The sequence below is a fragment of the Actinoplanes nipponensis genome, assembly GCF_016862275.1.
Classification (GTDB): domain Bacteria; phylum Actinomycetota; class Actinomycetes; order Mycobacteriales; family Micromonosporaceae; genus Actinoplanes; species Actinoplanes nipponensis.
Genome location: NZ_BOMQ01000045.1, coordinates 125,338 through 145,722, shown reverse-complemented (window position 1 = coordinate 145,722; position 20,385 = coordinate 125,338). Strand labels below are relative to the sequence as shown.

Here is a 20,385-nt window from a genome sequence, read left to right as displayed (position 1 = left end):
CGCTCCGCCGGGCAGGCCGGGTGCTGGGGAGGCCGCGCTCCGCCGGGCAGGCCGGGTGCTGGGGAGGCCGCGCTCCGCCGGGAGGCCGCGTGCCGCGAAGACCGGCTGTTGGGAAGACCGCGCCGCCGGGAAGGCCGCGCCGCCGGGAAGGCCGCGCCGCCGGGAAGGCCGCGCGTCGCCGGAAAGGCCGTGCGCCGCGGGGAAGGCCGCCCGCCACGAAGATCGCGTGCCGGCGAGCGGATCCGCTCAGAAGATGACGCGGGCGCAGAGCAGGCACATCAGGATCAGCGCGATCGCGCCCACGACCAGCCCGATGCCGTAGGTCACCGTCCGGGCCGAGCCCTCGGCCTCGTCCAGGGCGTCCATGTCCTGCGCCGGCATCGCCCGCGGCGGCGGGGGCTGCTGCACCAGGGGCGGTTGCCAGTGCGGCGAGGGCGGCGGCGTGCGGGGCGGCCCCTGGTAGGTGGGTGCGGGGTCGGGCGCCGGCGCCGGGCGGCCGGCGCCGGAGGGCTCCGGCTCGGCGTCGGGGCGCTGCCAGTACGCGTCGTCGTCGGAACCGGTCGGGGCGCTCACGTTCATCGACGCTACATCCCCCGGGGGCGGACAGCGCATCGCGACGCGGCCTACCCTCATAGCGTGGACATCTTGGACGAGCCCGAACGTGATGCCGACGCCGAGCGCACCGTGGACTTCGAGTCCGAGGAGCCGCCGCTGCTGAGCGACCAGACCCGCGACGACACCGAACGCGGCTGGGGCTTCAGGGGCGACGAATCCAACGACGACCGCCTGCTCGAGGACCGTCCGCCGCACTGGGGCTGAGCCGCCCGCCGGGCTCACCCGTCGGGGCGGATGAGCACCGCGTAGTCGCCGCCGGCCGTCGCCACCGTGCGCCGGGCCTCCGCGGGGGTCAGCGCCAGCAGCAGGCCGCCCGTGGTGGGGTCCTCCGCTCCGGTGACACCGATGACCAGCGCCGCGGTGGCGATGGCCGCTGCGCCGGTGCCATCTTCGGTGCGGCCCGCGCCGGTCCCGGCGACCCGGAAGACGTCGACCCGGTCACCGGGGTGGAGGAGCCGGAGCGCGGTGGGCTCGGCCAGGCGGATCGGCACGCCGACCAGGCCGGGCGGAACGGCGGAGCCCCGGGCCGGCCAAGATCCGGGCACGGCCGGGTGATCCCCGGCGACGGCGGGGCGAGCCGACGAGGAATCGCAGCCGGCCTGACCGGGATCGCAAGCGGGCGGAGGATCGCAGCGGGCCTGGCCGGGATTGCAGGCGGGCGGAGGATCGCAGCGGGCCTGGCCGGGATTGCAGGCGGGCGGAAGATCGCAGCGGGCCTGGCCGGGACCGCAGGCGGGTGGAGCGGCGCAGGGAATCTGGCCCTCAGCGCAGACGGGTGGATCGGCGCAAGGAGTCTGGCCCTCAACGCAGGCGGGTGGAGCGGCGCAAGGAGTCTGCCCCTCAGCGCAGCCGGGTGAACCGCCACAGTCCTTCTCGCCGGGGGAGCAGGCTTGCCGGACGCCGCACCCGCCCTGGCCCGGATCGCAGCTGCCGGGCCCGGCCCACAGCACCACGGCCGCGGTAGCGAGCAGCACCGCCACCACCGCCGACCGCAGCAACGCCGAGCGCCCCGGGCGCCGCCAGCGGACCGGGTCGAGCCGGGTCTCCCCGCGGGCTCTGCCTCGCAACACCGCCTCCTGAGCCGACCGTGAGCGCCGTCCGTCGGGCGCCGCGGGTCAGGACAGTAGGGGGTCGGCAGCAGATCCCGGGGCCGTCCTGTGGACAACCCCGGGATGTGGACAGCGGCGCGGCCCGCGCGGTTCGTGCTAGGAGGCGGTGGTCGCCGTCTTCGCCGCCCCGGAGCCGGACGAGCCCGAGCCGGAGCCCGAGCCGGAGCCCGAGCCGGAGCCGGAGCCGGAGCCGGAGCCGGAGCCCGAGCCCGAGCCGTTGCCGGACGACTTGCCGCCCGACGAGCCGCTCCCCGACGAGCCGTTCCCGGACGAGCCGGAACCTGAGCCCGAGCCGGAGCCGCCGGCCGGCGCCGCGGTGGTGGCGGGCGCCGAGGAGTCCGACTTGCTCTCGCCCGCGGGCGCGGCGGACTTCTCCGCGCTCACGTTCCCGGCGCGGGAGTCGTTGCGGTAGAAGCCGGAGCCCTTGAAGACGATGCCGACCGAGTTGAAGACCTTGCGGAGCTTGCCGCTGCAGTTCGGGCACTCGGTGAGGGCCGGGTCGGAGAAGGACTGCACCGCCTCGAGCTGTTCACCACACTCGGTGCAGGCGTACTGGTACGTGGGCACTGGTCCTCCGCGTTACTCGATGGCTTGGCACTCGCCGTCCGGGAGTGCCAATGCTCCGTCATCGGAGTTTATTTCGTCCAGTCGGCGGTCTCGCTGAGACCCTGGCCCGGTGTGACGACGGCGTGCACCCGGCGGTCGTGCGGCTCGGCCGGCACCCGGTCGAGCAGCTCACCGTCGTGCAGCAGGGCTACCACGTATGCCCGGGCCGCCCGTGCCAGCGCCCGGTCGTACGAGCCTCCGCCGCGGCCCAGCCGCAGGCCGCCGCGGTCCACCGCCAGCGCCGGCACGATCACCAGCGTGGCGTCGGCGATCGCGTCCACGCCGAGCCGGGGCCCGGCCGGCTCGCGCAGGCCTCGCGAGCCCGGTCGCAGCGTGTCCGGCCCCTCGTAGCGGACCCAGTCGAGGTCGTTGTCGGCGCGCAGCACCGGCAGGATCAGCCGGTCGCCCAGGACGTCCGGCAGGTCGGGGCCGCCCGGTTCCGGCGCCAGGGGCACGTACCCCGCGATGATCGTGGCGGAGTGTGCGCGTACCAGATCGCGCAGCGCGGCCTGCACCTCGGCCGCCGCTTCGGCACGGGCCTCCGGCGATAATGATCTACGCGCCGCGAGCAGCTGATTGCGCAGCGCAACCTTCCCGGGGTGAGATCTTTCCGCTCCACCGGCGAAATCCGGCATGCAACACCCCCTTTTAGAACCCGGCAAACGGCGCACACTATGTCAGCATCGCTCCAAAGAAGGCCACTTCCAGGAGGACGTGTGACTCTGCGTGGCCGACTCACTACTGCATTCTTGGCGGTCGTGCTCGGTCCGGTTCTGCTCGGGTCCTTCTTCGTCGGCGTGACCGTGGCCACGGTGAGCCGGGACCGGACGGTCGAGCGGCTCGAGCATGCCGCGACCACGGTGCGCACCGCCATCGGCGCCATGTGCCGGCAGCTCCAGGCCACGGCCGACGCCGTCGCCGTGCTGCCCGCCGCCGACCGGCGATCCGCCGCCGACCAGCTCGTCACCCGCGGCCTGGCCTCCGAGATCCGGATCGGGGGGAGCGACCTCGACGGCCGGCGCGACTGTGCGGCGCCCGCCGGTGGCAGCGTGACGGCCATCGTCGCGCGGGCCCGGCAGGGCGAGGTCACCGTCGCGGCGGTGCAGGCGCTCGACGCGGCGTTCGTGGCCCGGCTGGCCGCGTCCAGCGGCGCCGAGGTCACGCTGCTGGCCGGCGACGGTCCCGGCGCGGGACCGGCGCTGAGCTCCGAGCCCCCCGAGATCAGCCGGGCCGTGGCCGCCGCGCTGCCCGGCGACGTCACCGCGCACGGCCACCGCCGTCTGCGCGCGGTCACCGCCGAGCCGGGCCAGCCCCTGCCGCTGGTCGTGTCCGTGCCCCAGCCCGACGCGGTCGGCCTGTACGCGCTGCTGATCGCCGGGGTCGTGCTGGTCGCCGCGACGGCCATGGCCGTGGCCCGCTGGCTCGCCCGCTCCACCACCCGCCCGCTCGAGGAACTGGCCTGGGCGGTGGGCAAGGTGGCCGACGGCGAGCTGGGCACCCGGGTGCCGGTCGGCCGCGACGACGAGCTGGGCCGGCTGGCCGGCACGTTCAACCGGATGACCCGCGAGTTGCAGGCCTACGTCCAGGCACTGACCGCCAGCCGGGACCAGCTCCGCGGTCACCTCGCGATCCTCGGCGACACCCTGTCCAGCACCCACGACCTGCACCGGATACTGGAGGTCATCCTGCAGACCGCGCTGTCCGCCACCGGGGCCCGGGCCGGGATCGTGCTGCTGCTCGACCCGGCCGACGGCCGGCTCGTGGCCCGCTGCGCCGAGGGCCTGACCGGACGCTGGGACGTGCCCGAGGCGGAGCTGGCCGCGCTGCGGGTGCCGCTGGGCACCGGCATCCTGGGCGCGGTCGCGGTCACCGGGGAACCGCGGCGGGGCATCTGCGGCATCGGTGGCGGCATGCTCGACGAGCCGGCCTGCCGGACGTACGTGGCCGTGCCGATCTGCGCCCCGGCCACCGTGGGCGACCCGCTGGTGCCCGGCGACACCGTGCTCACCGGGCAGCCGGCGACGCTGGGCGTGCTCGCCCTCTACGACCGGCTGGGCGCCGACGGGTTCGACGACGCCGACCTGCTCACCCTGCGGACCTTCGCCGGGCAGGCCGGGGTGGCGGTGCACAACGTACGGATGCACGAGGAGGCGCAGCGGCTCTCGCTCACCGACCCGCTGACCGGGTTGTGGAACTACCGCTACCTGCGCGAGTCGCTGCGCCGCGAGGTGGAACGGGCCAGCCGGTTCGGCCGGATGCTGACCGTGCTCGTGCTCGACCTCGACCACTTCAAGGACGTCAACGACACCTACGGCCACGCCGCCGGCGACACGGTGCTGCGGGAGTTCGCCCGCCGCATCCGGGTCGGGCTGCGCGAGGTCGACGTGGCGTTCCGCCAGGGCGGCGAGGAGTTCGTGGTGCTGCTGCCCGAGACCGACGCGTTCGGCGGGGTGATCGTCGCCGAGCGGCTGGGCGCCGCGATCCGCGAGATCCCGGTGCCGATCGATGCCCGCCGGCAGGACGCCACCACCGGACGTCCGCTCGACCAGGTGTCGATCAGCGTCTCCATCGGCATCGCCGTCTATCCCGAGCACGGCACGACCGCGCAGCAGGTTCTCGATGCGGCTGACGACGCGCTCTACGCGGCGAAGAATGCGGGACGGGACACCTACCGGCTCGCCGAGTCCCGGCCGGCACCCGCGCCGACTGTGACGGAACCCGTGGTTTCGGCGGGCGTACCGGAAGGGCATTTCGATCATGCGACGGCCCCTGACGTCGCGGCGCCGGGCATGCCCGGCGGGCCACAAGCGCCGCGGCAGGGCCGTGGCCGATAGTCTCGCGGCATGTCCGGGCACGAACTGAGCGAAGGTGCGGTGACCCCTCAGATGACGACAGAGGCCCATACGAGCGGCCGTCGGGCGGTGAAGGCCGTCATTCCGGCAGCCGGACTCGCGACGCGTTTCCTTCCGGCCACCAAGGCCGTACCGAAGGAACTCCTGCCCGTCGTGGACCGCCCGGTCCTGCAGTACATCGTGGAGGAAGCCGCCGCGGCGGGCATCACCGATGTGCTGCTGGTGACGGGCCGGGGCAAGACGTCCATGGTCGACCACTTCGACCGGCGCCCCGACGTGGAGGCCCGGCTGGAGGAGAAGGGCGACCTCGAGCGGCTCGCCGCGGTCCGCCGGACCAGCGAGCTCGCCGACATCTACACCTGCCGGCAGGGTGAGCCGCTCGGCCTCGGCCACGCGGTCGGCGTCGCCGCCTCGCACATCGGCGACAACGCGTTCGCCGTGCTGCTCGGCGACGAGTTCGTCGACGAGGACGCGCCGCTGCTGCCGGCGATGCTCGACCTGCAGGCCCGCACCGGCGGCATCGTGCTGGCCTTCATGGAGGTCAAGCCGGAGGAGACGTCGCGCTACGGCATCGCCTCGGTGCGGCCGTCCGACCTGGGCGAGGACGTCGTCGAGGTGACCGGCCTGGTGGAGAAGCCGGCGCCGGCGGAGGCGCCGAGCAACCTGGCCGTGCTGGGCCGCTACATCCTGCCGGCCGCGATCTTCGAGGCGATCGACAACACCAAGCCGGGCAGCGGCGGCGAGATCCAGCTCACCGACGCGATGGCGGCGCTGCTCGACTCCGGTACGCCGGTGCACGGCATCGTCTACCGCGGCCACCGTTACGACACCGGGATGCCGCTGGGCTACCTGCAGGCTGTCGTCCAGCTCGCGGCCAAGCGCGAGGACCTGGGCGAGGAGTTCCGCGCCTGGCTGGCCGAGTTCGTCGCCGGCGGTGCCCGGGGATGACCGCTACGGCCGATGCCGAGGCGGCCGCCAACGAGCTGATGCCTCTCGCCGAATACCTGGGCAGCGTGCTGCGCAGGTTGCGGGCGCTGCCTCCGCTCGACCTCGACCTCACCCAGGCGCACGGCAACGTGCTGGCCAACGACGTGCTGGCCCCGCACCCGTACCCGGCCTTCGACCAGGCCGCGATCGACGGGTACGCGGCCCGCTGGGAGGACCTGGCCGCAGCCGGGCGGATCGGGTCGCACCCGTCGTTCGGCGCCTTCGAGGGCGGCCCGCGGCCGGTCCGCCTCAACGTCGTCGGCGACCTGGGCGCGGCCAGCTGGCGCCCGGTACGCCTGACCCCGGGCACGTGCTTCTCGGTGGCGGCCGGGGCGCCGCTGCCGATCGGCGCGGACGTGGTCGTGCCGGTGCACTGGACCGACCAGGGCATGGCGGCCGTGGAGATCCTGCACGCCCCCAAGCGCGGCTCCGGCGTCCGGCGGGCGGGCGACGAACTGCCCGTCGGCCGGGTGCTGGCGCCGGCGGGCGCGTACGTGACGCCGGCCATGGTGGCCGTCTTCGCCGCGTCCGGCATCGGGCATGTCGTCGTGCGGCCCAGCCCGCGGGTGGTCGTGGTGGCCACCGGTGACGAGCTGGTCGACGTGGGCCGGCCCAGCCAGCCGGGTCAGGTGGTGGACGCCAACTCGCACGCGCTGACCGCCGCCGCGGTCGAGGCCGGCGCGCTGGCGTACCGGATCGGGATCTGCGACGACGACCCCGAGGGCCTGCGCGGCCTGCTCGAGGACCAGACGCTGCGGGCCGACCTGATCATCACCACCGGTGGCACCGGCACCGGCCCGGGCGACATGCTGCGCCGGGTGCTGTCCCGCCGCGACCACGGCCGGGGCGCGGTGGAGTTCACCGACGTCGCCCTCTGCCCGGGAGCGACCCTGGGCTTCGGCACGGTCGGCGGCGAGGAGGTGCCGGTGGTGTGCCTGCCCGGTGAGCCCGGCGCCGCTCTGATCGGCTTCGAGGTGCTCGCCCGGCCGGTCATCCAGCTGCTGGCCGGCTCCGAGCCGGTGTTCCGCCCCAGCGTCAAGGCGCACCTGCTGGAGACGGTGTCGTCCCCGGGTGGGCTGCGCGAGTTCCGCCCGGCACACGTCGCGGAACGGCGTGGCGGTGGCTACACTGTGCAGCCGCTCGCCGGTGGGCCGTACACTCTGTCCGGCCTCGCCGAGGCCAACGGTCTGCTGGTGCTCGGGGAGCGGGTCACCGCGGCGGCAGCCGGGTCGACCGTCGACGTGTTGCTGCTCGACCGGAGGCGATGATGCTGGGGTCCACGCCCGGATGGCCTGCCGTCCTGGCGGACGGATCCGTGCTGCTCAGGCCGTACCGTCGTGGTGACGCGCGGGCCTGGTCGGAGGTCCGGATCGCGAACCAGGCGTGGCTGAGCCCCTGGGAGTCGTCGCCGCCCGGGCCCTGGGCCGAGATGAACTCCCCCCGCGCCTACCTGTACGTCTACCGCGACATGAAGCGGGCCGCCCGGCAGGGTGACAGCATGCCGTTCGCGGTGTGCCTGCGCGAGGACGACGGCGGCGAACGGCTGGTCGGGCACATCAACCTGGGCAGCATCGTGCGGCGGGCGTTCAGCTCGGCGTACGTCGGCTACTGGGTCGACTCCCGGGTGGCGGGCCGCGGGGTGATCCCGACGGCGCTGGCGCTGGCCGTGGACCACGCGTTCGGCGCCGGCGGCCTGCACCGGGTCGAGATCAACATCCGCCCGGAGAACGGCCCCAGCCGGCGCGTCGTGGAGAAGCTGGGCTTCCGCGAGGAGGCGTACCACCCGCGCTACATGCACATCGACGGCGCCTGGCGCGACCACCTGGGCTACGCGATGACGAGCGAGGAAGTCTCGGCCGAGGGCGGCCTGGTGGCCCGCTGGCGCCGGCTGCGGGCCGACGCGAAGTAGCCGCGTCCCGTTATTTGATCATCACGACGGTACGTCCCCGGCGCGGCGTGCCGATAAATGACAGCTCCCGTGCGTAGCCTCGGGGAGATTGGGACTTTTGCGTGCCCGGAGCTGTCCGGCCCGGGCACCACCGGCTGACGGGAGGGGTGAGGGTGCCGACCTCGGTGCTCCTCGCCGTCCTCGCCGCTGCCGGGCTGCTCGCCCTCGCGCCCGCGCTCGTGCGCCGGTACGACGCCACCGAGCGCCTGGCCGCGGAGCGGGCGTCGTCGACGGCTCGGGTGCTCCAGCGCCGCCGTCGGCTCCGCACCGTGCCCGGACGCCGACCGGTCAACCCCGGACGCCAGTACCTGGTTACGTCGCGGACCCTAACGGGTGAGCCGGCCGCGCTTCCGGCCGCCCCCGTCTCGGCGCCCCCGGCCCGCCGGCTCCGCCTGGTCCCGGCCCGCCGCCCGGTCCGCCGCCCCCCGCCGCGCCGCCAGACCCCGGCGGTCGTGCGCCGCCGCCGGGTCTTCGCGGCCCTGCTGCTGCTCAACGTGATCGAACTGATCGGCGTGCTGGCCGTCGGGCCCGGCTTCTGGATCAGCTTCGCGGTGACCGGCACGCTGCTCGCGATCTACCTGGTCCACCTGCGCAACCGGGCCATCGCCGACAAGCACCGGCGCCGCGTCGAGGCCCGGGAGGCGGCCTGGCTGGCCGCCCGGCAGGCCGAGGTACGCCGCGAGCAGGCGCGCCGGGCGGCGGCGCGCAGAGAGGCGCAGCGGCGGCTGGCCGCCCAGAAGGAAGCCGTACGGCGGGCGGCGATGGGACTGGATCGCGACCCGTCGGAGCTGCCCGCGGCGGTCAACGGCGGCTCGGTGTCGTACCGGCGGGGCGGGGGGCTGCGCGGGCGGCCGTACGAGGCGGGCGGGCGCGGCCTGAAATGATCTTCCCGGCGCGCCGGGGAGGGTGATTCGCGGGGCGCGGGGGCGACCTGTTAGCCTTGCTGCGGTCCTACGGGGCCGGGGGGCTGTGGCGCAGTCTGGTAGCGCACCTCGTTCGCATCGAGGGGGTCTGGGGTTCAAATCCCCACAGCTCCACCCTTGAGTTCCTGGTTGAACTCACCACGGCGGCAATGCCCGATGGGGCAGGGCCGCCGTTTTGCTTTCCCTTCCCGGCCGTTGCGTCGGAGATGCTCCTCCCATAGTCTGTCCGGCTGGCCCGTGAAGCGGCAGCGGCGGGCAGAGGCTCGACCTGGACTGCATCTGGAGAGATGGCCATGACGAGCGACACCGGCTATGCCGACCCGCTGCTGACCACCGTCAGCGCCGAACAGATCACCCTGCTACGGATCGTGGGCGAAGTCCTCGCCGAGTCCGGCCGGTGGCCGGTCTTCCAGTACGTCGAAGCACGCCTGGACGATGCCGGTTTTGACGCGGACGCGGTGCTGCGCTCGATGCCGTCCATCGTCCACGGTCATCTGAACTACTCGTTGGTGCGACGCGGACACAGCACCTCGCCGGAGACGCCCGTCAAGCTCACTGTCGCCGGCCTCGCGCACCTGCCGGAGCACGCCGAACTGGTCGGCATGTTCCTGGCGGTGCTCAACGAACTGGCCACCAGGCGCGCTGACGCGGCGTACGACCCCCATCGGGTCATCGAGGTGACCGTCTCGGGCGGAGAACTGCTCCGGGAGCTTGGCCTCGACACCCACCCCTTGGCCGGGATCCTGCCGGACCTCATCGGCGGCGAGCCCGCCACCTGGCACGGCGGCGGAAACCTGGACTCGGGTGACTGGACGCCCAGAGCCAGCTCATTCGTGCGCCGCTTCCGGGCCGTCGACGGCGTTGACGACTATCTGCGCCGGCTGCGGGCGTTCATCCTCCCGGCGGCCCCGGCCGCTGCGCCCGTCGTCGTCTCGCCGCTGAACCTGGTCACCGCGCTCGACTACCTGAACGTGGTCTGGCAGCTGCGGTTCCGCGCCAATCTGCTCATCATTCCCAGCGTGGAACGGTCCGCCCGGCTGGCGTTCGATGCGACCACGGCCGAGGAGTTCGACAACCGGCTCAGCGCCCTGGGCGAGATGTTCAAGGGGTTCGACCCGCCGGGCAACGACCACCAGGGCAGCCTGCACCGGCTACGCGTCTTCCTGCGCGACCACCTGCCGGCGGAGAGCGTCGCCCGGGTCGAGCCCGCCCTGGCCACGCTGCGCAGCGCCACCCATATCCGCAACGCCGGACAGCACTTCGACGCGGCGACCGACGCCGCCATGGCGCTGCCCGAACTGGGCCTGACCTACCCGATCATCGACTTCACCCACGCCTGGCGCACCGTCCAGGTGCACGTCACGCAGGCATTGGACACCATCCGGCAGGAGATCCAAGCCACGCTGCCGTCGCCCGGGCGCAGGTCGGCGCCCCGCCGGGGACGCGCCGACACGACCAGTGGCCGCCGGGTTTGAGGCCCGGCGGCCACTGCCACTGCCCTACTTCAGCTTGAAGGTGGCGGCGATGGTGGAGTCGTCCGCAGTGGTCAGGGTGACCTTGTAGCAGGTGCCTGCCCCGGTGGGGGCCTTCCAGTTCTGCACGAACTGGCCGGCGGTGGTGTCGTAGCGCAGGCCCGAGGCGGTCGCGCTGACGATCTCCTCGATCGCGTCCTCGGGGGCCGCGGTGGTGCACGGCACCAGTGTCTGCTTAACGGAGCTCACGATCGCAGTCGACTTGACCTCCACGCCGCGGTCGTACACGCGGAACTTCAGCGGCACGGTCGACCCGCCCTTCACGGTGTTGAGCACGCCGCCCATGTCGACCGGCTGGTAGAAGCCGCTCGGGGTGAGCTTGCGGACCGTGTAGGCGGCGGTTGCCTTCGCCGAGTTGCCGGCCTTGTCGGTGGCGGTGGCGGTGATCGTCTGGTCGCCCACTGCTGTGGAGCGCTCGGACACCACACAGTCGTCCAGCCCGGAGGTCGCGTCGGTCGCCGTGCAGGTGCCGGCGATCGGCACGGTGTTCGGGAAGTACAGGCCGCCGTCGGCCGGGCCGGCGACGAACGCCACGTCGGACGGTGCGGTCGCGTCCCGCTTGATGTGGACGTCCTGCTGGGCGGCCGAGCCGCCGGCGCTGGTCGCGGAGCACGAGTACGTCGTGTCGGCCTGGTCCGTGGTGATGGACTGGTCCACGCAGCCGGTGTTGACGAGCGAGTGCGGGGACTCCGACTCGTCGACCGTCCAGTCCAGTGGCACGTCGCCGGTGTACCAGCCGTTGAGCCCGTTCGGCGCGGTCGGGCCGACCACGCGACCGATGATCGGCGGGGTCTCGTCGTAGATCGAGTACGTCTCCGAGCCGGCCACCGTGAGCCCACCGGCGTCGGTGTAGGTGCAGCTCGCGGTCTGCGTCCCGATGCCGTCCTCGGCGTTCGGCCCGGTGACCGCGCTCAGGGTCGCCGCGAACGGGTTGGGGTGGTCCTCGGCGTCACTCGCGGCGCAGCCGGCCGCGGGAACCGAACCCTTGACGTAGCTCGCACCGCTGGTCACGCCCGTGACCGCCACCGTGGGCGCCTCGTTCGGCGGCGAGGTGACCGTGACCTTGAACGCCGCCGGAGCCAGCGAGAAGGTGCCTTCCGTGGTGTTGGCCGTCTCTGCCACGCTGATCTGCGAACTGCCGGGCGCCACCGGTGTCACGGTGAGCAGTTTGGTCTCGGCGCAACTGCTGAAGGTCACCAAGGAAGGACTGACGGTGGCTACGGAGGTAGCGCTGGAGACGACCGAAAGCGTCAGCGTTGTGCTGCCCGTCAGATTGCAGCCCTTCTTTCCGTCGCCGTTCACCGGGGTGACGTAGAGCGAGGTATTTCCGGCGGGGCCGCCGACGGTCAGCGGCATCGTTTTCGCCACCGCGTCGACCGTGCTCGTGACATTGTCGGCGAATGCCGCTGTCGCGGGCAGGATGCCCAGGGGCAACAATGCGAGGGCGGTGATCGCCCGATTTCGGTTCCGCAAGGTGAAGCCTTTCTTTGTTGCCCGCGTCGGCCCGGCTCAGCGCCGGGCTGAACTGCTGCTTCAGGGCGATGGGGGAGGGCTGCGGCGGGGCGGCCGAACCATTCCCTGCCGACAACGGAAAGCTTGCGGGGAAAGCGACGGCCGGCGCAACAATCAGGCGCAATACCGCACGTTTTCGCCGGGGGGCCGCTTTGTCGTGCACGACGGGATAACTAATGACGCGCGCGGCGGTACCCGCGGCGGACCCGCAACGGGTGACGGCCGGCGTTGTGCTTGGATACCGGAATGACGTTCACGGTGACCGACGCGCCCGAGCGCGACCGTCTCGAGGCGCACGACGAGACGAACGCCTTGGCCGGCGTGCTGACCTACCAGCTGACCGGCACGATCATCGCCTACACCCACACCAAGGTCGAGCCGGAGTTCGAGGGCCGGGGCGTGGGATCGGCCCTGGCCCGGGCGGCCATGGAGGACGCCCGCGGCAAGGGCCGGACGGTCGTGCCCATCTGCCCCTTCCTGAGTGGATGGCTGGACCGGCACCCCGAGTACGAGAACCTCGTGGCCCGCTCCACGCGCAAGATCAAATAGAGGCGGCTGGGTCAATCGCGCGATCGCGATGCTCGACGTCGCCGGCATGTACGTGGCCAAGGGCTACATCGACCGAGCCGACTTCCTGGCCGAATGGGGCACGGTGTACGGCCGCGTGTGGCTCGCCTGCCAGCCGTTCCTCGAGGTGCGCCTGAGCGGGATCGCCACCGGCCGGAACCCCCGGGTGGCCGTACCTGCATGCGCTCGGGCCGGAGACCGCCGGAATGCTGGAACCGGCCGCACCCCCGCCCGCCGCGTCCGATGATGGGGGTTGACCCTCTCTCGGAGGCGCGTGGTGGCACGGCGATCGGCCCCGGCACCCCGGTTCGCGCTGGGCCGGGCCCTGCGCTTCGGCCCCGTCGAGGTGGCTCTCCTGCTCGGGGGCCTGCTGCTCCTGCTGGCCGGCCTCTGGATCACCGTCGCCACCACCCGGACGGCGGACCGGCTGCAACGACACGGCGTCTGCGTCTCCGCGCGGATCCTGGCGGTCAGTTCCCTGAGCTGGCTCAAGCCGGGCCGCTCGGCGACCGTCTCGTACGTCGTCGGCGCCGAGTCGTACGTCGCCCGTCTGCACTACTCCGGACCGCGACCGCGCGCCGGCCTGGACGTGCCGCTCTGCGCCGAGGTCACCGACCCCACCACCTTCTCGGTGCAGGACACCGAGCTCATCGGCACATCGACCGGCCTCTGGCTGGCCGCGGGGACCGGCACCGTCGGCATCGGAGCCGGTTTCGCCCTGGTGATCGCCGTGGCCGGCAGTCACCAATGGCGCTTCGGCCCCGGCGAGGACGGGCCCCGCGGGTCGTGGCGCGACATCCGGGCGGTCCGGCCGCGGCATCTGCGGCGCCGGTGAACGCACCGCCGGGCGGGTACCGCGCGCCGGGCCGGGGCGGTGGCACACTGCACGGATGCTGGGACGGAACTCATCGCATTTCTGGGGCGTGGTGCTCGAGACCTCCGATCCGCTCGCGCTCGCCCAGTTCTACGCCGCGCTGATGGAGTGGCAGATCGTCAAGGAGGAGCCGGACTTCGTCGGGGTGGCGCCCATGGGCAGCCACGTCGAATACCTCGCCTTTCAACGGTCCGCCGACTACGTGCCGCCGACCTGGCCCAACGAGCCGGGGGCCCAGCAGATGCAGATGCACCTCGACATCGAGGTGCCGCGCCTGGCGCCCGCGGTGGCCGCGGCGGTCGCGGCGGGCGCGACCGAGGCGGCCTTTCAGCCCCAGGACACGGTACGGGTGATGCTCGATCCGGCCGGTCACCCGTTCTGCCTGTACGTCGATACGAGCGCCTGACCGCCCGTCCGTTTTCCGACGGTGTAGGGGTTACGACCGTTCGGTTGCCCGGCCGGTGCCGCGCTGGATCATGAGCGCATGACGACCTTCATCGCTCAGCTCAGCGACTCGCACATCACCACCGGGCCGCTCGGGGCCGGGCCCGCCGCCGGACTGCAGCTGGCCCTGGCCCGCGTGCTGGGGCTCGATCCCCGGCCCGACTGTGTCGTCATCACCGGGGACCTCACCGACCACGGCCGGCCCGACGAGTACACCGCGCTGCGCGAGATCATCGGCGACTTCCCGCTGCCGCTGCACCTGATGACCGGCAACCACGACTGCCGCCGGCCGATGCTCGAGGTCTTCGGCGGCGAGGCGCACTACGCGGTCGAATATCCCGGCTTCACCCTGGTCGCGCTGGACTCGCTGGTGGAGGGATCGCCCGCCGGCCGCCTCGGCGCCGCGCAACTCTCCTGGCTGGACCAGGTGCTGCGGCGCCGGCCGGACGTACCCGCCCTGTTGGGCCTGCATCATCCGCCGATGCCGGTCGGCATCCCGTTCCTCGACGGCATGCGGTTGCTCGACGGCGCGGCGTTGCGGGAGGTCGTCGCCGCGCATCCGCACGTCGCCCGGGTGATGGCCGGGCACGTGCACCGGCCCGTCACCGCGTCCTTCGCCGGCACCGTGCTGACCGTCGCGCCCAGCCTGTGGCGGCAGACCGGCCTGCTGCTCAACTCGGAGGCGCCGCCCGGCTACCTGGCCGAGCCCACCGGCTTCCTGCTGCACATGATCGACGGTGATGACTGCGTGACCCACACCGTGCAGGTCAGTCACGCCGCTGCTCTGCTCGGCGCATACTGACGGCCGCTCGGCGCACGAGATCAAAGAATGTCGTACCCCGGGGATACGGTCTACATGGGCTGGGAGAGGGGCTGACCATGATCGACCATGTTGTCCTCGGGGTGCACCACCTCGATGAGAGCCGGCACTTCTACGAGAACGCCCTGCGTCCGCTCGGGGTCAAGGTCCTGGTGCAGGAGCCCGAGATGGTCGGCTTCGGCGACGACGAGGGCCGGCTGTTCTTCTGGCTGGCGCTGCGGGAGCCGTCACACCGCGTGCACGTCGCCTTCTCCGCGCCCGACCGGGCCGCGGTCGACGCGTTCCACGCCGCGGCGCTGCATTCCGGCGGGGTCGACAACGGGCCGCCGGGCCTGCGGCCGCAGTATCACGAGAACTACTACGGGGCGTTCGCCTTCGACGCCGACGGCAACAACATCGAGGCGGTCTGCCACCGGCCGGCCTGACGGCTGGCGGGCGCGGGGGCCGGGCTCTGCTCCGAGCGCTGTCCGGCGGGGCCGGGGCGGTTGCGGGCGCCGGTTGCGGGCGGGGCCGGAGTTGGCGGGGGCTGGGCGGTGAGGCGTGGGCGCCGGGCGCGATGCTCGGGCTGCGGTCTGGCGGCCCTATTGCCGGCCCGGACCGGCGACGGGCGGCCGCAAACGCCGGGCGCTGCGCACGGCGGCGCGGTCTGGCGCTGCCCGGAGTGCGGTCCGCGGTCCGACGAGCAGCTCGGCGTGACCGGCCCGCCCGCTCTGGCCAGGGCGGAAGCTGGCAAAAAGGGCGCATCGCTACTTTCGGGTGGTATTCCTGGAGTGTCTCCAGGAGGTGACAGTCATGCCCGCACCCCTGCCCAGCAACGAAGCCGACCGGCTTGCCGCCCTCTACGAACTGCACGTGCTCGACACCGAGCCCGAGGCCGACTTCGACGACATCGTCAAGCTCGCCTCGACCGTCTGCGACGTGCCGCTGGCGCTGGTCGGCCTCATCGATATCGACCGCCAGTGGTTCAAGGCCAGCATCGGCACCGATCTCACTGAGACCCCGCGCGACCTGTCGTTCTGCGGGCACGCCATCCTCGGCAAGGATGTGCTGGTCGTGCCCGACGCCAGTGCGGATCCGCGGTTCGCCGACCACCCGGCGGTCGGGTCGCAGCGGGGGATCCGGTTCTACGCGGGGGCGCCGCTGATCACGAGCGACGGGTTCGCGCTCGGCACGCTCTGCGTCATGGACTCCCGGCCGCGCCGGCTCGACGTCGAGCAGGTGCAGGCGCTGCGGGCGCTGGCCCGGCAGGTCACCTCCCAGCTCGAGCTGCGCCGGTACGCGAGCGCGCTGGCCAACACCACCGCCCGCCTGCAGGAGCTGGAGCGCCGCAAGGACGAGCTGGCCGGGCTGGTCGGCGGGGAGCTGCGGGCGCCGCTGCGGCTGATGAAGTCGTACCTGGCGGACCTCGGCAACACCGGCCACCACGACGCGGAGCTGGCCGATCTGGTCGGCCGGGCCACCGCCGCGCACGTTCGCGGGTTCCGCGACCTGCTGGAGCACCTCGGCTCCATGTCGGAGGTCGGGAGCGGGGCGGACAGCCTGCACATGCGCCAGATCGACCTGACCCGGCTGACCCAGCGCGCGGTGGAGGCGGTCCGGCCGATCGCGGCCACCAAGCAGATCTGGATCCTCAACCAGGCCGGCGGGCCGTCGCTGCCGATCATCGCTGATCCCGTACGGCTGGAGCAGGTCCTCATGCACCTGCTGTTCGCGGCCGTGAAGTACACGCCGGCCGGCGGCCGGGTCCGGGTCGGCACCGACATCGAGTCCGGCCCGACGGTCCGGCTCGACGACATGGACATGCCGGACGGGATGCGCCCCGACCTGTTCCCGCACCTGTACTACGGCGCGATCGCCAACCCGACCGTCATCCACGGCCCGGACCAGGGCCTCGCCGTCGCCAAACGGGTTCTTGACGCCCACCACGCGACGGTGGCGCTCTCCGACCGCCCGGGCGACGGCACGTCCCTGCACGTCGTGTTCCCGTTCGCCGAACGCGAGCTGGTCGCCACCTGAGCGGAGACGCCACCCGGGCGCGGGCGGCGCCCGGACGGAACGACGGGGGTCCCGCACCCGCCCGGCTGCAGTTCGGGCGGGTGCGGGACCCCTTTTTCTCATGCCCCGCGGGTAACCACGGGGCCGGAACCGCCGCCCGGGGGCGAGCCGGCTGACGGCAGGTCGTGGGTCTCGTCCGGCGGCGGCGCCTGGGCCGGCACCGGCGGGCGGGCCGTGGCCCGGCCCGCCGCGGGGTGCCCGGGCCCGCTCAGCCGGCCCAGCACCGGCGGCCAGGTGTCGACGGCCGGCGCGACGCTCTGGCCGGGTACGCCGGGTGGGGTCGAGGGAATCATCGGGGCCTCCGCGGTCAGGTCGCGCGCGCCGGTGAGCCCGGCGCGGTGCAGTTTGTGCCAGCGCAGCCGGGCGCCGGTCATGGCGGTCACCGCGGACTGGATCAGGACCAGGTACATCAGCTGCCGGTACGCGAACTGCTGCAGCGGCAGGCGCCACAGCGGGCGTAGCGACTCGTGGTCGAAGCGGAACGCCACGGCCGCGGTGAACAGCTGCAGGGCCAGCATCAGGCCCCACGCGATCATCGTCGCGCTCAGCTCCCAGAACACCAGCCCGTACAGCAGCATGATGTCGACGACGGGGGCCAGCAGCGGCAGCGCCACCCCGAACAGGGCCAGGAACGGCAGCCCGACCCGGCCGAAGCGGCCCGAGTCGCCGGAGTCGGTCAGCGCCTTGCGGTGCTTCCACATCGCCTGCATGGTCCCGTAGCTCCACCGGTACCGCTGGCGGTACAGCTGTTCGAGCGTCGCCGGCGCCTCGGTCCAGGCCCGGGCCCGCTCCTCGTAGACCACGCGCCAGCCGGCCCGGCACAGCGCCATCGTCACGTCGGTGTCCTCGGCCAGCGTCTCGTCGCTGATCCCGCCCACCTCGGCCAGCGCCGCGCGGCGGAACGCGCCGATCGCGCCGGGCACGGTCGGCATGCAGTTGAGCACCTCGTACAGGCGGCGGTCGAGGTTGAAGCCGATCACGTACTCGATGTGCTGCCAGGCCGCGACCAGCGTCTGGCGGTTGCCGACCTTGACGTTGCCGGCCACCGCGCCGACCGCCGGGCTGGCGAACGGCTGCACCAGCATCCGGATCGAGTCGGGCTCGAAGATGGTGTCGCCGTCGACGGTGACGATGATGTCGTGCCGGGCCAGCGCGATCCCGGTGTTGAGGGCGTTCGCCTTGCCGCCGTTGGGCACCCGGATGACCCGCACGTTGGGCAGCGCCATCCGTTCGACGATCGCGGCGGTGCCGTCGGTGGAGCCGTCGTCGACGACCACCACCTCGATGTCGGGGTAGTCGCCGCCGGCCAGCGAGCGGACGGCGGCCTCGATGCCCGCCTTCTCGTTGTAGGCGGGCACGATGATCGAGACCGGTTCGGTGACCGGCGGGCCCCAGGACCAGCCGCGCCGGCGGCGCTGCCGGGCGTGTCGGGTGGCCAGCACCAGCAGCAGGACCGTACGCGCGACGGTCAGCAGCCCCACCACCAGGAACAGCCCGGCCAGCGCCCAGACCAGGCCGTCGGCCAGCCGTACCGTCCACAGCAAGCCCGTCCCGCGCAGCCGGTCGGTGCCGCTCGCCCCGGGGTTGACCGGCAGCAGCGGCACCGTCGCGGTCCGGCCGTCGCGCTCCTGGTCCGTGATGGACAGGTTGAGGCCCTCGGTGACCGTGGTGAACCGGTAGCCGCGCGCCTTCATCATCGGGATGAAGACCTTCAGCGCCGCGAGGGTCTGGGAGCGGTCGCCGCCCGCGTCGTGGAACAGGATGACCGCGGAGGTGTCGCCGGGCGGGGTGGCGTTGCGGAGGATCTGCGCGACGCCGGGCCGCTGCCAGTCCTCGCTGTCCAGGTCGTTGACCACGACCAGGTAGCCCTGCTGCCCGGCCTGCTTGACGATCTTCCAGTTCTCCTCGTCGATGGCCTGCGGCTTGGACGAGTACGGGAACCGCACCAGGTTGGTGTGCACGTCGGCGGCGCGCGCGATGGCGACCTGGGTCTGTGACAGCTCGAAGGTGCGCCGCCAGGGCGCCAGCCGCTGCATGTTCGGGTGGGTGAACGTGTGCAGGCCCACCTCGTTGCCGTCCGCGGTGATCTTCCGGGTCAGCTCGGGGTGGCGGGCGACCTCGGAGCCGACGACGAAGAACGTGCCGTGCGCGCCGTTCTCCCGGAGCACCTGGAGGACCTTCGGCGTCCACTCGGGGTCGGGGCCGTCGTCGAAGGTCAGCGCGATGGTGCGGGCGGGCAGCCGGGTGGAGCTCTCCTGGCCGCCGGTGGTGTTGATGATCGGCCCGCCGCCGCGGATCGCGGCCGGCACGCCGGCCTGGTCACCGACCTCGGACTCGAGGTGGTCGCCGGTGAACTCGGCGTTGATGTAGGCCTGCACCACCAGGACGCCGAGGAACAGGCTGATCAGCAGGGTGCCGAGCAGGACCCGGGGGCGGGGCAGCAGGCGGCGCCGGGAGCGGCTGCGGTTGCGGTTGCGACGGGCCGGCGGGCGGGTCATGCAGCGGCCTCGTCGGCGGGTTCCGGCGCCGGCTCGGCCGGCGGCTCCGGGTCGGCGGCGGGTCGGGACGCGGTGGTGGCGGCGGGCTTGACCGGGACGGTGACGGCCGGTGGGGCCGGCGGCGCCGGGTCGTCCCGCTGGTCCGGCGCCTCGTCGGCCGAGCCGCCGCCCTGCCCGCCGCTGCCGCCACCGGTCGTGCCGCTACCGGTCGTGCCGCTACCGGTCGTGCCGCCGCTGGTCGTGCTGCCGCTGGTCGTGGTGCCGCCGGTGGCGCCGCCGCCCGCCTGGCCGCCCGTGCCCGGGACGCCGGGCGGTGCGGGCGGCACCGGCACGGTCGTCTGGCTGGGGCTGGCGCTGCCGTCCGGCGTCGTGGGCCTGGTGGTCGACGACTCGAGCGGCTTGGCCGGGGTCGGTGACACCGAGGGCTTCCTCGTCGTGGCCCGTGGCGCCGGGGTGCGGGCCGGCCGGGGCCCCGCGGTGGTGCGCGTGACGGCCCGGTCGTCGCGGGGTCGGGTGACCGGCGCGCCGCGCTTGGGGAAGACCTCCAGGACGGGCCGGCTGCCGGTCCGGGTGGCGACCGGCTCGGGGATCGGGCTCGGCCGGGCCACGACGAGGTCGTCCTCGGTGTCGCGGCCGTCCGCGAGGTCCGGCAGGGGCAGCACGGCGCTCGAGCTGACCGGTCCGCCGGCCAGGCTGACGCTGACGAGTCCCCCGTAGACCATGCAGAGGGCGCCGAAGCCGTACGCGACCCGGCGCAGCAGGCGGCTGCGGCGGCCGGTCGAGTCGACGAACACCGGCGAGGGATGCGCGACGACGATCACCTCGGTGTCAGGCACGTCGACGTCGGCGATTGGCGGGTTTTGGGGCTCCGGCAATGTCACGCGGCGAGCTTAAGAACATCCACGGCGATCTTGTCGGGCGTCACCGGATCTGATGACCACCGAAGGTGGGACCGGAATCAGCCGAAACGGTGATCGCTCACGTTTGACCTGCCGGCCACGGTGTGCTCGGCAATTCTCGAGCCGTCGCTGACCTGCGCCCCG

General features: G+C 73.2%; 22 protein-coding genes and 1 tRNA gene. 16 read left to right on the top strand and 7 right to left on the bottom strand.

Translation table 11 applies throughout. The annotated features are described in order from the left end of the window. Nucleotides 1-246 precede the first annotated feature (246 nt). A complete protein-coding gene (locus Ani05nite_RS18815; protein ID WP_203769924.1) occupies nucleotides 247-579 on the bottom strand; it encodes a translation initiation factor 2 in 333 nt (110 codons plus the stop codon). Nucleotides 580-636: 57 nt separating this feature from the next. On the opposite strand from Ani05nite_RS18815, the gene Ani05nite_RS18810 reads away from it, so the two are divergent. Further along, on the top strand, nucleotides 637-819 hold the full coding sequence (locus tag Ani05nite_RS18810; protein WP_203769922.1) for a hypothetical protein: 183 nt from the start codon (nucleotides 637-639) through the stop codon (nucleotides 817-819). A 14-nt stretch (nucleotides 820-833) separates the two neighbouring features. Here Ani05nite_RS18810 and Ani05nite_RS18805 read toward each other — a convergent pair whose 3' ends face one another. The 3 genes from Ani05nite_RS18805 to Ani05nite_RS18795 all read right to left on the bottom strand — a co-directional run bounded on the left by Ani05nite_RS18805 (nucleotide 834) and on the right by Ani05nite_RS18795 (nucleotide 2,965). Continuing rightward, nucleotides 834-1,160, bottom strand: a complete 327-nt coding sequence (locus tag Ani05nite_RS18805; RefSeq protein ID WP_203769920.1) for a hypothetical protein — start codon at nucleotides 1,158-1,160, stop codon at nucleotides 834-836. 660 nt (nucleotides 1,161-1,820) lie between these two features. Further along, nucleotides 1,821-2,291 (bottom strand): FmdB family zinc ribbon protein, encoded by a 471-nt coding sequence (locus Ani05nite_RS18800; RefSeq protein ID WP_203769919.1) that lies wholly within the window; start codon nucleotides 2,289-2,291, stop codon nucleotides 1,821-1,823. 68 nt (nucleotides 2,292-2,359) lie between these two features. After that, nucleotides 2,360-2,965: a 5-formyltetrahydrofolate cyclo-ligase gene (locus Ani05nite_RS18795; RefSeq protein WP_203769918.1), complete on the bottom strand. Its 606-nt coding sequence runs from the start codon at nucleotides 2,963-2,965 to the stop codon at nucleotides 2,360-2,362. 39 nt (nucleotides 2,966-3,004) lie between these two features. Here Ani05nite_RS18795 and Ani05nite_RS18790 point away from each other — a divergent pair, with 39 nt between their 5' ends. The 7 genes from Ani05nite_RS18790 to Ani05nite_RS18760 all read left to right on the top strand — a co-directional run bounded on the left by Ani05nite_RS18790 (nucleotide 3,005) and on the right by Ani05nite_RS18760 (nucleotide 10,515). Beyond that, nucleotides 3,005-5,164 (top strand): diguanylate cyclase, encoded by a 2,160-nt coding sequence (locus tag Ani05nite_RS18790; RefSeq protein WP_438845494.1) that lies wholly within the window; start codon nucleotides 3,005-3,007, stop codon nucleotides 5,162-5,164. 51 nt (nucleotides 5,165-5,215) lie between these two features. Then, nucleotides 5,216-6,130, top strand: a complete 915-nt coding sequence (locus tag Ani05nite_RS18785; protein WP_203769916.1) for a UTP--glucose-1-phosphate uridylyltransferase — start codon at nucleotides 5,216-5,218, stop codon at nucleotides 6,128-6,130. Then, nucleotides 6,127-7,437: a molybdopterin molybdotransferase MoeA gene (locus Ani05nite_RS18780; protein WP_203769915.1), complete on the top strand. Its 1,311-nt coding sequence runs from the start codon at nucleotides 6,127-6,129 to the stop codon at nucleotides 7,435-7,437. The genes Ani05nite_RS18785 and Ani05nite_RS18780 overlap by 4 nt, the downstream gene beginning before the upstream one ends. Next, nucleotides 7,434-8,078, top strand: a complete 645-nt coding sequence (locus Ani05nite_RS18775) for a GNAT family N-acetyltransferase (RefSeq protein WP_203769914.1) — start codon at nucleotides 7,434-7,436, stop codon at nucleotides 8,076-8,078. The genes Ani05nite_RS18780 and Ani05nite_RS18775 overlap by 4 nt, the downstream gene beginning before the upstream one ends. Before the next feature lie 152 nt (nucleotides 8,079-8,230). Further along, nucleotides 8,231-9,001, top strand: a complete 771-nt coding sequence (gene sepX, locus Ani05nite_RS18770; protein ID WP_203769912.1) for a divisome protein SepX/GlpR — start codon at nucleotides 8,231-8,233, stop codon at nucleotides 8,999-9,001. Nucleotides 9,002-9,080: 79 nt separating this feature from the next. Continuing rightward, nucleotides 9,081-9,154: transfer RNA gene (locus Ani05nite_RS18765), tRNA-Ala, on the top strand. Nucleotides 9,155-9,333: 179 nt separating this feature from the next. Further along, a complete protein-coding gene (locus Ani05nite_RS18760; protein WP_203769910.1) occupies nucleotides 9,334-10,515 on the top strand; it encodes a hypothetical protein in 1,182 nt (393 codons plus the stop codon). 24 nt (nucleotides 10,516-10,539) lie between these two features. Here the strand turns inward: Ani05nite_RS18760 and Ani05nite_RS18755 are convergent, their stop codons facing one another. Next, nucleotides 10,540-11,583, bottom strand: coding sequence for a PxKF domain-containing protein (locus Ani05nite_RS18755; RefSeq protein WP_203769908.1), 1,044 nt, complete (start codon nucleotides 11,581-11,583; stop codon nucleotides 10,540-10,542). Between the two features lie 4 nt (nucleotides 11,584-11,587). Here Ani05nite_RS18755 and Ani05nite_RS18750 point away from each other — a divergent pair, with 4 nt between their 5' ends. The 8 genes from Ani05nite_RS18750 (at nucleotide 11,588) to Ani05nite_RS18715 (ending at nucleotide 16,805) form a co-directional block, all read left to right on the top strand. Then, nucleotides 11,588-11,887, top strand: a complete 300-nt coding sequence (locus tag Ani05nite_RS18750) for a hypothetical protein (protein ID WP_203769906.1) — start codon at nucleotides 11,588-11,590, stop codon at nucleotides 11,885-11,887. A 443-nt stretch (nucleotides 11,888-12,330) separates the two neighbouring features. After that, the gene (locus tag Ani05nite_RS18745) at nucleotides 12,331-12,633 is read left to right on the top strand and encodes a GNAT family N-acetyltransferase (protein WP_203769904.1); all 303 of its coding nucleotides are present in this window, start codon (nucleotides 12,331-12,333) and stop codon (nucleotides 12,631-12,633) included. A 28-nt stretch (nucleotides 12,634-12,661) separates the two neighbouring features. Continuing rightward, nucleotides 12,662-12,898: a hypothetical protein gene (locus Ani05nite_RS18740; RefSeq protein WP_203769902.1), complete on the top strand. Its 237-nt coding sequence runs from the start codon at nucleotides 12,662-12,664 to the stop codon at nucleotides 12,896-12,898. 30 nt (nucleotides 12,899-12,928) lie between these two features. Next, complete coding sequence (locus tag Ani05nite_RS18735; protein WP_203769900.1) at nucleotides 12,929-13,486, top strand: hypothetical protein; 558 nt, start codon at nucleotides 12,929-12,931, stop codon at nucleotides 13,484-13,486. A gap of 55 nt (nucleotides 13,487-13,541) precedes the next feature. Continuing rightward, entirely contained in the window at nucleotides 13,542-13,931 is a 390-nt protein-coding gene (locus tag Ani05nite_RS18730) for a VOC family protein (RefSeq protein WP_203769898.1), read from the top strand. Between the two features lie 78 nt (nucleotides 13,932-14,009). Next, nucleotides 14,010-14,771, top strand: a complete 762-nt coding sequence (locus Ani05nite_RS18725; RefSeq protein WP_203769896.1) for a phosphodiesterase — start codon at nucleotides 14,010-14,012, stop codon at nucleotides 14,769-14,771. 77 nt (nucleotides 14,772-14,848) lie between these two features. Further along, nucleotides 14,849-15,214, top strand: a complete 366-nt coding sequence (locus Ani05nite_RS18720; RefSeq protein WP_203769894.1) for a VOC family protein — start codon at nucleotides 14,849-14,851, stop codon at nucleotides 15,212-15,214. Between the two features lie 367 nt (nucleotides 15,215-15,581). Further along, nucleotides 15,582-16,805 (top strand): GAF domain-containing sensor histidine kinase, encoded by a 1,224-nt coding sequence (locus Ani05nite_RS18715; RefSeq protein ID WP_203769892.1) that lies wholly within the window; start codon nucleotides 15,582-15,584, stop codon nucleotides 16,803-16,805. A gap of 98 nt (nucleotides 16,806-16,903) precedes the next feature. On the opposite strand, the gene Ani05nite_RS18710 is transcribed toward Ani05nite_RS18715, so the two are convergent. Together Ani05nite_RS18710 and Ani05nite_RS18705 are read right to left on the bottom strand one after the other, a co-directional pair. Continuing rightward, nucleotides 16,904-19,342, bottom strand: a complete 2,439-nt coding sequence (locus Ani05nite_RS18710) for a bifunctional polysaccharide deacetylase/glycosyltransferase family 2 protein (protein ID WP_203769890.1) — start codon at nucleotides 19,340-19,342, stop codon at nucleotides 16,904-16,906. Further along, entirely contained in the window at nucleotides 19,339-20,178 is an 840-nt protein-coding gene (locus tag Ani05nite_RS18705) for a hypothetical protein (protein WP_203769888.1), read from the bottom strand. The genes Ani05nite_RS18710 and Ani05nite_RS18705 overlap by 4 nt, the downstream gene beginning before the upstream one ends. Between the last annotated feature and the right edge of the window lie 207 nt (nucleotides 20,179-20,385).